Origin of the sequence: Parafrankia sp. Ea1.12 (assembly GCF_900465275.1) — a bacterium.
In the GTDB taxonomy this organism is placed as follows: Bacteria; Actinomycetota; Actinomycetes; order Frankiales; family Frankiaceae; genus Parafrankia; species Parafrankia soli.
This window is the reverse complement of the sequence record NZ_UBIZ01000493.1, coordinates 1-9,930: the sequence shown is the minus strand read 5'-3', so window position 1 is coordinate 9,930 and position 9,930 is coordinate 1. Positions and strand designations below refer to the sequence as shown.

Annotated in this window: 14 protein-coding genes; 7 read left to right on the top strand and 7 right to left on the bottom strand. The window is 71.1% G+C overall.

The window, feature by feature from the left end:
• Positions 1-142 precede the first annotated feature (142 nt).
• Both FMEAI12_RS29285 and FMEAI12_RS29280 read left to right on the top strand, forming a co-directional pair.
• Positions 143-766 carry a class I SAM-dependent methyltransferase gene (locus FMEAI12_RS29285; RefSeq protein ID WP_235014753.1) on the top strand — a complete coding sequence of 208 codons (624 nt, stop codon included), beginning with the start codon at positions 143-145 and terminating at the stop codon, positions 764-766.
• 481 nt (positions 767-1,247) lie between these two features.
• Positions 1,248-2,177 carry an alpha-hydroxy-acid oxidizing protein gene (locus FMEAI12_RS29280; protein ID WP_112108586.1) on the top strand — a complete coding sequence of 310 codons (930 nt, stop codon included), beginning with the start codon at positions 1,248-1,250 and terminating at the stop codon, positions 2,175-2,177.
• A gap of 18 nt (positions 2,178-2,195) precedes the next feature.
• Here the strand turns inward: FMEAI12_RS29280 and FMEAI12_RS39365 are convergent, their stop codons facing one another.
• From FMEAI12_RS39365 to FMEAI12_RS29270, 3 genes are read right to left on the bottom strand one after another with little or no spacing between them, the layout of a single operon-like run.
• Positions 2,196-2,528, bottom strand: coding sequence for an ADP-ribosylglycohydrolase family protein (locus FMEAI12_RS39365; protein ID WP_255565757.1), 333 nt, complete (start codon positions 2,526-2,528; stop codon positions 2,196-2,198).
• On the bottom strand, positions 2,410-3,315 hold the full coding sequence (locus FMEAI12_RS29275; protein ID WP_255565756.1) for an ADP-ribosylglycohydrolase family protein: 906 nt from the start codon (positions 3,313-3,315) through the stop codon (positions 2,410-2,412). The genes FMEAI12_RS39365 and FMEAI12_RS29275 overlap by 119 nt, the downstream gene beginning before the upstream one ends.
• 12 nt (positions 3,316-3,327) lie before the next feature.
• A complete protein-coding gene (locus FMEAI12_RS29270) occupies positions 3,328-3,795 on the bottom strand; it encodes an SRPBCC family protein (protein ID WP_112108585.1) in 468 nt (155 codons plus the stop codon).
• Positions 3,796-4,314: 519 nt separating this feature from the next.
• On the opposite strand from FMEAI12_RS29270, the gene FMEAI12_RS29265 reads away from it, so the two are divergent.
• A complete protein-coding gene (locus FMEAI12_RS29265; protein WP_235014748.1) occupies positions 4,315-4,881 on the top strand; it encodes a DUF4232 domain-containing protein in 567 nt (188 codons plus the stop codon).
• Between the two features lie 128 nt (positions 4,882-5,009).
• On the opposite strand, the gene FMEAI12_RS29260 is transcribed toward FMEAI12_RS29265, so the two are convergent.
• From FMEAI12_RS29260 to FMEAI12_RS36745, 3 genes are read right to left on the bottom strand one after another with little or no spacing between them, the layout of a single operon-like run.
• Positions 5,010-6,140 carry a methyltransferase domain-containing protein gene (locus tag FMEAI12_RS29260; RefSeq protein WP_112108588.1) on the bottom strand — a complete coding sequence of 377 codons (1,131 nt, stop codon included), beginning with the start codon at positions 6,138-6,140 and terminating at the stop codon, positions 5,010-5,012.
• Positions 6,137-6,865 carry a 3'-5' exonuclease gene (locus FMEAI12_RS29255; RefSeq protein ID WP_112108583.1) on the bottom strand — a complete coding sequence of 243 codons (729 nt, stop codon included), beginning with the start codon at positions 6,863-6,865 and terminating at the stop codon, positions 6,137-6,139. The genes FMEAI12_RS29260 and FMEAI12_RS29255 overlap by 4 nt, the downstream gene beginning before the upstream one ends.
• A 12-nt stretch (positions 6,866-6,877) precedes the next feature.
• Positions 6,878-7,042, bottom strand: a complete 165-nt coding sequence (locus FMEAI12_RS36745; RefSeq protein WP_160144348.1) for a hypothetical protein — start codon at positions 7,040-7,042, stop codon at positions 6,878-6,880.
• Positions 7,043-7,109: 67 nt separating this feature from the next.
• Between FMEAI12_RS36745 and FMEAI12_RS29250 the strand changes: the two genes are divergently transcribed.
• Together FMEAI12_RS29250 and FMEAI12_RS29245 are read left to right on the top strand one after the other, a co-directional pair.
• Positions 7,110-7,364 carry a hypothetical protein gene (locus tag FMEAI12_RS29250; RefSeq protein ID WP_160144347.1) on the top strand — a complete coding sequence of 85 codons (255 nt, stop codon included), beginning with the start codon at positions 7,110-7,112 and terminating at the stop codon, positions 7,362-7,364.
• A gap of 129 nt (positions 7,365-7,493) precedes the next feature.
• Complete coding sequence (locus tag FMEAI12_RS29245; protein ID WP_112108581.1) at positions 7,494-8,576, top strand: effector-associated domain EAD1-containing protein; 1,083 nt, start codon at positions 7,494-7,496, stop codon at positions 8,574-8,576.
• A gap of 375 nt (positions 8,577-8,951) precedes the next feature.
• On the opposite strand, the gene FMEAI12_RS29240 is transcribed toward FMEAI12_RS29245, so the two are convergent.
• Positions 8,952-9,500, bottom strand: a complete 549-nt coding sequence (locus tag FMEAI12_RS29240) for an NADAR family protein (protein ID WP_235014744.1) — start codon at positions 9,498-9,500, stop codon at positions 8,952-8,954.
• A 39-nt stretch (positions 9,501-9,539) separates the two neighbouring features.
• On the opposite strand from FMEAI12_RS29240, the gene FMEAI12_RS29235 reads away from it, so the two are divergent.
• Together FMEAI12_RS29235 and FMEAI12_RS40280 are read left to right on the top strand one after the other, a co-directional pair.
• Positions 9,540-9,725 (top strand): hypothetical protein, encoded by a 186-nt coding sequence (locus FMEAI12_RS29235; RefSeq protein WP_112108579.1) that lies wholly within the window; start codon positions 9,540-9,542, stop codon positions 9,723-9,725.
• A gap of 27 nt (positions 9,726-9,752) precedes the next feature.
• Positions 9,753-9,930: transposase domain-containing protein (locus FMEAI12_RS40280; RefSeq protein ID WP_200835452.1), on the top strand; the 178-nt coding region annotated here is incomplete at its 3' end.

Sequence of the window (9,930 nt, the reverse complement as noted above, 5' to 3'; positions counted from 1 at the left end):
CTGGACGGCTACCGCCGACTGACCATCCGCTACGAACGCAACGGCCGTAACTTCCTCGGATTCCTTTCCCTGGCTGCCGCGATCACCTGCTGGAAGAAACTCCCACACCCCACCTGAGACACGCTCTTATGCGACCCGGGGTGTGGGACTGCCGTTCGCCCGTGCCGCGGACCGCCTCCTGGCGAGGCTCCTCGGCCCCGGCCGCGGCCGTCTGTGCCTTGACCTGGGCTGCGGCGGCGGTGCGCACGCCCCCGCGCTGACCGGCCTGGACTGGCAGCCAGTCGGCGTCGACATCTCCGCGCCCCAGATCGACCTTGCCCGCCGCAAGGGCCTCACCGCGGTGGTCGCCAGCGCCGAGCGGCTCCCACTCCGTGACCGGTCCGTCGACGCCGCCACCATGATCATGACGAGCACCGACTTCGACGACCTGCCCCCGGTGTTCGCCGAGGCCCACCGCGTGCTGCGGCCCGGCGGACACCTGGTGGTCGTCGGCGCGCATCCCTGCTTCGGCGGCGTCTTCGTCGAACGCGACAGCCGGGGCACCTGCACCGTCCACCCCGGCTACCGCCACCACCAGCGCGTCGAGCAACATCCTCTGCTCGGCGACGGGATCCGTTCCCGGGTCGGGGTCGTCAACGTCCCGCTACCCGTGCTGCTGAACGCGTTGACGGGCGCGGGGCTCGTCCTCGAAAAGACCGCGGAAGACGATGGCGACCAGCCGGTCCCGGAACTGCTCGGACTTGCCGCCGCCCGGCCAGGCCACTGACGAACCCGACCACCCGACCGCGCGCCCCGCCATCCTCGACAGCCGGCTGTCGTGCCGCGACCGGGTCGCTGGCCGGCCGCCCTGACCTGTCGCCAGCCCGGCGCGCCGTGAGCATTGTGTCACCCTCCGCGCCTCTGATGGGATGCGGACGACGACAGGCAGGAGGGTGCCGTGGACGAGCAGGGTGCCGGTTCGGCGGAGGATCTCGCGGCGTACTTCCTCTTCCGACGCCACGATGCGCAACCGGGCCCACGGCGGCCCGGTGTTCCTGCCCTGACGCCGGCCGCACCCCGGGCCACCGCAGCCGCCGGCCGGAAGTAGGTCGGTCAGCGTCGTCCTACCGGCGCCCGACGTCCCGCGGCTTGCTTCCGATCCGTCAAATACGAACAATGTGGTCGGTGCGACGGTGGGGGTCTGCCGCGCGCGGGCCGCAGCGTCCGGGCTGCCGACACGGGCGTGGGGGAGCTGGCGTGGACCAGGAATGCGATCACGCCGGCCGGGCCCGCGCTCTCGCCTCCGGAGCCGGGCAGCGACCCGGTGGGTGGACGAGCTTGCGGAACAGGCCGCCGCGGCCCTGCCCCGCGAGGTGTACGACTACTTCCGGCAGGGCGCCGGCACCCACCACGCGTTACACGAGGCGACCCCGGCCTGGGACGCGCTGCGGCTGCACCCACGGGTCCTGCGCGACGTCACCAGCGTGCGCACCGCCACGACCGTGCTCGGCACCCCCGTCGACACCCCGGTCCTGGTCGCCCCGACCGCCGCGCAGCACGTGGTGGCGCCCGGTGGCGCCGTCGCCACCGCGTTCGGCGCCGCGAAGGCGGGATCCCTGGTCTGCGTCTCCTGCCTGACCAACCAGCCCTACACCGAGATACGCGACACCGGCGCGCCGTGGTGGGCGCAGGTCTACGTGCTGCGCGACCGCGGCCTCACCCGGGACCTCGTGGCCCGGGCCGAAGCCGCCGGCGCGGCCGCCCTCGTGCTCACCGTCGACACCCCGGTCGTCGGCGACCGGCCCCATCCCGGCCCCGGTTCCGACGCGCCCTGGTACGGCGGCCGCCTGCTACCGACGGCCGTACCGGGGGACGTCGCCGTCCCCACGGCCACCGCCCTTCCCGGCATCGCCCGCGCCCTGGCGGGCACCGGCGCCGAGACCTACGTCGACGGCGGTCTGCGCAGCGGCGTCCACGTGCTGGCCGCCCTCGCCCTCGGGGCCCGCGCGGTCCTGCTCGGCCGGCCCGTCCTGTGGGCGCTGGCCACGGGCGGGGCTGACAACGTGCAACGGCTGCTGAGCACCGTCACCGCCGAGCTGCGGCACGCCATGACCCTCGTCGGTGCCCGAAGCCCGGACGAGATCACCCCGGACCTGGCCGGGCCGGTCGACACCGCCGGCGCTCAGCCACCGGGGTAGCTCAGACCGGGGTGGCTCTCAGCCACCGGGGTAACGGTCGAACCACGCCAGGGTGGCGCCACCCCACGCTTCGGGCTCCGTAGGCGGGTCGAGCAGCTCACGGACGACGTCGTCGGCGAGCTCGCCGATCAGATCCGCGCCCTCCAGGGCGGTGAGCCAGTCGCCGGGCAGGACGTTCTCGCCGTACACCGCGCCCAGCAGGTTCCCGCAGACCATGCCGGTGGAGTCGCTGTCACCGGAGTGGTTGACGCTGGCCAGGAGGGCGGCGCGCGGATCGGCCGGCACCGCGGCGCAGTACACGGCGATGGCCAGTGCCCGCTCCGCGGTCGTCCCCCGGCCCAGCCCGGCCACGCGTTCCCCGGCCAGCGGGCCCGGCCGTCGCCGCGTCGAGCGCCGCCCGCAACGCCAGACAGACCGGTTCCGCGCCATCCTCGTCGGCGAGCCGTCCGAGGGCGGATTCGGTGGCGGCGACGACGGTCCGGCCGTGGTACGTCACCTCCGCGACGATCCAGGCGAAGGCGGCGGCCGACAGCACGCCGACTGGATGACCGTGGGTGAACGCGGCGCACTCGGCGGCGAAGGTCCAGGCGGTCGCCGGGCTGTCGCAGAACAGGCCGAACGGCGCCGAGCGGGTGAGCGCACCGCAGCCCTTGCTCGTCGGGTTGACCCGCTGTTCCGCCGCCGGCGGTTTCGGCAGGGACAGACCGGTGAGCGTGGCCTGCCCCGGGAACCGGCGGGCGTAGAGCACCGGCTGGGTGATCAGCCAGCCGGTGAGGACGAAGCCGTGCTCCCCGGCTCCGGTTCCGGCACCGGTGTCGCCGGCGCGCGGCGGGGCGGCACGGCGCTGGGTCGCCAACCATCGCTGGTAGGCGTACCAGACGACCCCGGGCGGATGGCAGATCCCCTTGCTGCGGAAACGGACGCTCGCCCGCAGCATCCCCTCGGCGGTGAACAGCGCGAGCTGGGTGTTCGTCGTCATCGGCAGGTGCACGCCGTAGGCGCCGGTCGGCCCGGTCACGCCGCCCGGCCCGAACCGGTGCTTGATCTGGGCCCACGACATTCCTGCCAGCCCCGCGCCGAGCGCCGCCCCCAGAGCTCCACCGAACAGGCTGCCCCGAACCCGGTTCCGCAACGTCATCGACGACTCGGGCTACCGCGGCCGTTCGACCGTGCGGGCGAGGATCCCCAGGGTGGCCCGCAGGCCGGCCTCCGGGATGACCGGGAAGACACCTTCCCGGTACTCGTCACCGATCGCGCTCCAGTCGTAGTACGACGTCACCAGCGTGCCACCCTCGCTCGTTTCGAGACGGTAGCCGTACCGGTGCCCGATAGGCGGCCAGTCCTTGACGGTGATCGTCCACTCGATCTCGGTGTTCGGAACGAACCCGGTGATCACGACGGTGACGTCGTACTTCCCCAGCGGGAAGTCGTTCAGGGACTCCCGGTCCATGTGGACGACGAACTCGTCGTCGATCCCGGTGACCGGATCGCCCTGCGCGGACTGGAGCATCCCGGAGCTGTCGATCGTGACGTGCCCGTGCGGATCGCACAGCACCGCGAAGATTCTCTCCGGCGATGCGGCGATCTGCCGCCGTACCTCGAATCGTTCGGTCTCCATTCCGCCAGTTTTGCAGGGGTCCAGGAGATGCGGGCGGGGAGTGCTTTGACGGGACCCATCCGGGAGTGACCTGCGCCCTACCCGGCACCGCCCGATCGGACCAGCCGGGTTCCCGCCCGCCGGACCAGCCCGCACCCTGGGTGTCACGCACCGTTACCGGGGAAGGAAGGCGGTCGACAAAGGCGGGACACCGTTGCTGGATGCGGTGCCGCGCCCAGCAGAGAAATCTCACCGAGGCTCCGCAACTGGATGCGTATCAGGCACCGCATGAGCATTCCGGCGTCGTGCCTATCCGGGCGCCGGACTGGGGAGGTCGCCGTGAACGAGCCGCACACCCACGGAAAGCCGACCAGGAGCAGGCGTTCGACTCGACCGGGACACTCGAGCGTGCTGGGGCAGGTGAGTTGGCACCGGTCGTCGGACGGGCCCGGACCGTTGGACCGGCAAGAGCCGCTGGGCCGGCCTGAGCCGGTTTCCCGGCCGGTTTCCCGCCGGCACGCGGCTCGTTCCCGGGAGGCGTTGCTGCTCGCCAGCGCCGCGCTGACCGCCGCCGGTTTCATCGGGCTGGCCGTGGGAGACGGTGCCAGCGCCGTGGCGGGCGGTCCCCCGGCGGGCATGTCGTCCGGCGGCATGTGGTCGGGCGGTGCCGCTGGTCCGTCCGGGATGTGTCCGGGCTCGTCGCTGACACTGAGCTCGACCCGCCCGGACCCCGGCGCGGGCAACATCTTCCAGCAGCTCGTCCTGACCAACACCGGGCCGGCGGCCTGCTGGCTGCAGGGATTCCCCCAGGTGTCCTTCGTCGGCGACGACGGCCAGCAGGTCGGCGCCCCGGCCGCCCACACCGGCCCGACCGGCCCGGTCGTGTTCCTGAAGCCGGGCGAATCCGCACGCGCAGTCCTGCACACCGTGCAGCCTGGCCTGCAGGTGGGCTGTGCCCAACCGGGGGAGACCGCGCCCGTCCGGGCCCTGAAGGTCAACCCGCCGGGGTCGATGCACTCGCTGTCGCTTGACCCGCCGGCGGTCGCCACAGCCTGCACGTCGACGGCCGTCCACCAGATGGACATCACCACGGTCCTCGTCGGCTGAGCGCACGGCGGGCATGTCCTTCGCCGCCCGGGCGTGGGTACCGATCCCACGCCCGGGCGGCGGAACATCCTGCGATGCCAGCGGAGGCCAGGCGCGCCGCGCTGGACGGCCGGGCCTCCGTCTCGTTCCTAGGGCGTCGGGACGGCGTGGATGGTTGCCCGCCAGTCGCCGCGGAGGAGCTTGACAGTGCCGTCGTCGCGGATCATCGCCCGGGCGCCGAGGAACGGGGCCCATCCGAGGCGGAGCCAGTCGTCCCGGACGGCGTCGAGCGCGTCCCACAGCCGGCGGGGCCCGCCCTGGTGCACCGTCGGTGGATCGGTACCGATCGCGGTTCCCCGCGCCCATGACCCGTCAGGGTGGGACATGAGCGCGGTGTGCCGGCCGTCGGACCCGCGGCGATAGCGGTGCTCGATACCCGGGATGGCCAGGTGGAGCATGGTGGACAACTCCCAGGCGTCGGCGACATTCAGCACCGGGTACCGGCCGACGCCCACCTGTTCGCCGTCCCGCTCGGCGACCCCGTCGAAGTCCACGGCGGCGGCCGGAGGGTAGTCAGGGCCGCTGCGAACATCCATGAAACCGGCCCAGTCCCGCTCTACCTGCCCGAACACCCCGTCGGGGGTTCTCGTCGCGGTGAGGATGATCCACGTGCCGCGGATAGTGGTGACCAGCCGGCCGCCGGGACGCAACGCGGCCAGCCAGCTCGGCGGGATGCTGGGAACCGCGACCATGGAGACGATCCGGTCGTAGGTGCCGGGCAGCGGGCCGGTGGCGTCCACGGTCAGCGCCGTCGGGCACAGGTCGAGGGCGGCCAGCCGGCCGGCGGCGGCGGACACCAGGTACGGGTCGACGTCCAGGGTGGTGACGTGCCGGGACCCGTAGCGGCGGGCGAGCAGGGCCGCCCCATATCCCGACCCGGTGCCGACGTCGGCGATGTCCAGGCCCCTGGACAGATGCCCGTAGCGGTACATCGTCACGGCCAGGCTCGGCGCGGTCGACGACGAGGTCGGTCGGCCCCGCGGGTGGTCGTCGTCCTCGGCGAGGTCGGCGTGCAGCGGGCCGACCCGGGTGACCAGCGACCGGTCCGCGTAGGCGCCGGCGAGCTGACCGCGGCGCAGCACCCACGGCCCGTCGCTGTCGTCCCACCAGGCGGGCACGAACCGGTGCCGCGGTGTGTCGACGAGCGCCTGGTGCCAGCGGGAGCCGGGATGGGTGACCTGGTCCGCCAGGGTGCGGGCGTGGGCCCGCCAGCTGGTCACCTCCACGCGTGGGAGTTCCGGGAAGGTCGCGGTGGCCGGCGCAGACGGACCTGCGGGCTGCCGTCAGCGGTGGCACGGGGGAACAGCTCGGTCTGTTCGCCGCCCGGTCGGATCGGGGTGAGCGTGGCGAGCGGGATTGCCGCGAGGCGCTGAAGCTCGCGGAGCGAAACCGGCCGTGCGCCGTGGATCTGCTCGGCAAGGCACGCCAGGAGTAGACCGGCCCCGACCGCATCCCACAGCGCGCGATGTGGTTGCCCTCCTGGCGCCAGCTCGCTCACCCGCCGGGTGAGCGTGTGACGGTCGAGAAGCGCGGTGAGCGAAAGGCCTGCCCTCTCGGTGTCCAGCTGGCGAGCCAGTCGCAGGGTGTCGATCAGCCCGGTGGGGCGGAGGGTCGGGCAGCGCCGCTGGAGGAGCCGCCAGTCGACGGCGATGTTGTGGCCGACGAGAATCCGGCTGTTCAGACGGGCGGAGAGCTCTGGTTCGACGCTGCTGAGCGCAGGCGCCCCGGACAGCGCGTCGTTCGTGAGCCCCGGGGAGATCCAGGGCCGGCGTGGGATGCTCCGCCCGGGATTGATCATCGTGTGGTAGCCCTCTGCGACCTGCACGACGCCGGCGGTCAGGGGGATGGTCGCGATTTCCAGGATGGCTTCCCGGCCGCGGTCCTGCGCGCCGCTGCCTTCCAGGTCGACCGCGACCAGCGCGGCGTCCTGCCAGGAGCCCACCACCGGCGGTCCGATCTACGCGACGATGCGAGTCTCCTTCATCGAACCGCACACTCTCACCGAAGGTGCGGCGAACCGCCGTAGCCAGGTGGCGCCGCGGAAGTCGATCTGCCGGGCGGGGCGGATGCCGTCGAGTTCGCGGACGCCCGGTGACCCGTTGTGGTCTGCGAAGCCGTGCACGATGGCGGCCAGTAATCGAGTGCGGGTCAGATTCCTGGACGCCGGTGGGGCGGAACGTAAGGAAGTGATGCCCGGGGACTTCGCAGTGGGTTCCACGGTGCCCGTGATCTACTTTGCGGCGAAGCCCGAAAATCCGATGTCAGCCAAGACCGTGTCAAACGGCCGGATGGTTTCTGTGGCCGCTGCCGCGCTCCTGCTCCTGTTCTGCGCCTTCCTGGTCGTCGCACTCTTCCTCGCCGGCCTGGAGCTGGATGACATGCACCAGGATCTCGACGACCGGGAGGAGATCGAATGCAGGATCAGGACGGGCTCGCCCTGCTGACCTGGTAAGCGGCCGCGGCCGCGGCCGCGGCGGTCAAGGACGTGGAGTGCGGTATGCTGCCAGGACTGTCCAGCGTGTCGGGGGGCGTGCTCAGTTGCGTGCGGCGTCAAAATTCAGTGGAGTCACGAAGTGACCTCCGAAGCATTATCGGTCGAGGAGATCGCCGCACTCTCCACCGCTTTCCCTCAGCAACAACAGGTTATTATCATCCTCAAGGCCGCCGGCCTGGAGACGGCACGACAGCCCTGGCAGGCAAGCACCCCCGTCGAGTTCTGGATGGAAATCAGCCGCTTGCTCGAGGCCGGCGTGCTGGTGGACGGCCGGCGGCGTATCCTGACCGAGGCCGGAAAAGTATATCCGGAGAACTCCGCTTTCATCAGTCCGCCCGACAGGCGTGACACCACCCTCGGACGCGGTAGGCGAAACCGCCGGGCGCGCCTGCTGTTCGCCCTCGGGGGCGGCGCAGGCCTGCTTGTGCTCATGCTGATTCTCGTTCCGATGGCGGGATCACAGCCCACCACGACTGACCCGGTAGCCGTCGACTCCGTGACGTTCTCGATGGACGGGTCGGAGATATTCGTTGTCCCTGGCCCCATCCGATTCACCTCTGTGGACGCGGTCGAGGTGGAAAAGATGCGCGACACGCAGGGGTACTTCGACTGGTTCCTCAAGAAAGGTGCGGCATTGGACGGCCGCGCTGCGACCATCCGCATGGTACTTCGAGGAACCGCCGATGACGAGGTGGTGATCACGAGTATGGAGGTTGTCCGAAACTGCCGTGAACCGGCGACGGGAACCCTGTTCTACTCGCCGCCCGCCGGTTCGGACCCGAGCATCCGCCTGGGCTTCGACCTGGACAGTCAGAGCAGCACCGCGCAGATCCTCGACGATCACGACAATTTCGTCGGAAACTACTTCAACTCGTACACCATCTCGCTGCGTCCCGGCGAGAATCAGGCAGTCACCATCTTTCCCCGGACATTGCGCCAGTACTGCGAGTTCACAATCCAGCTAAAAATCGCGACGGCCGGCCAGTCGACAACCAAGGTGATCGACAACAACGGGCAACCTTTTCGGATAACGGCGCTGACGAACTACGACGAGGACTTCTCCGCCTACGACGCGGTTTATACGGGCGGAGTAGCCAATTCCACCGGCAGCACACTTTTCCGCCCGGCCGATCCTCACGCCTTCGGCAGATCGACCGGCTGACGGCCCGCACACCCACGGAAAGTCCACCGGAACAGGCATTCGACTCGACTGGAGAACCCGAGCGTGCCGGGGAACCCGAGCCGACACCGTCCGCCGGACGGGCATGAGCCGCTGGACCGGCAGGGGCCGGTTTCCCGCCGGCACGCGGCGGGCTGGTGTTTCGCCGTCCGGGCGGGGTGGACCGGTGCCCACGCCCGGGCGTCGCAGGCTCTGGCAGGTCATCACGCTCGCCACCTTCGTCGAAGGCGACGACAGCGCGGTGCAGCCACCGCCGCAGCCGCTTCCCCACCATCGCGGCCACAGGAACGCCTCCTCAAAGCATGCGAATCACCATCGCGACGTCGGGACGGAACAGCGCGACGGCCTGGTCGCGGGTCAACGCCCGGGTGCTGCCGACAGCAGGGCGCGCACCTCCATGAGTGCGAAACCGAGCAGGTTCAGACCGGGCCAGGTGCTCGGGCGGCCCGCCCGCTCGTCATCGGCCGCCACGCCGATCCCCCAGACGCGGTCGACCGGGCTCGCCTCGACCAACGTCCGCCGGCCGGTACCGACGAGATACTCCCGCAGCGCGGGATGCTGGCTGAACTTCGCGCTGTTGCCGCGCACGACGATGTCGTAGCGGCCACGGGCCCAGATCTCCTCGTCGAAGTCGCGGACCCGGCGGCCCAGCGCCTTCGCCTCACCTGGACTCGCGGCGGCGAGTACCCGTTCGGCAGCCGCGTCGTCGCCGAACAGCCGGGCCTTCTGCTCCATCATGAAATGCTCGGCGCTGCGATAGTCGGTGTCACCGACGGTGAAACTGACCGGCCACCACTGGCTGAGACAGCCCTTCCCGACGCCGCCGCCCGGCGGTGGTCGGTGACCCCAGAAGAACAGGAGCTTCGGAAGCGCATCCGCCGCCTCCAGCCGACGTAGATCGTCCACTGAACGGGGCCACACGTCGATGTCGGGCATGGTGCGAAGTTGTCAGGTTTCAGAGGTGCCCGCCACTGCTTTCCCAGCGGACTTGCCGCGGACGACACCGGCAACCCGGCCGGCAGCCCCGGCTGGGTCTGGGTCGCCACGGCAGACGAGCAGGCCGGCGGCCCGGGGCGCGCCGATCCGGCGGTCCTCGCGCAGCAGGCCTACGGGCCAATGGCCATGCTTTAAGTGATCGCCGGCTGGTAGGTTGGTGATGTGGCTCATGACGGGGCTGAGGGATTGTCGCCGGAAGGCTGGCTGCCGGACCGGGTGTCGGTGGGGGCGTTGACGAAGGCGTTCCCGCCGGATCTGGTGGACCGGGTCCTCGAGGCGACGGACACGGTGGAGGTGCGCCGCCGGCTGCTGCCGTCCCGGCTGGTGGTGTATTTCGTGT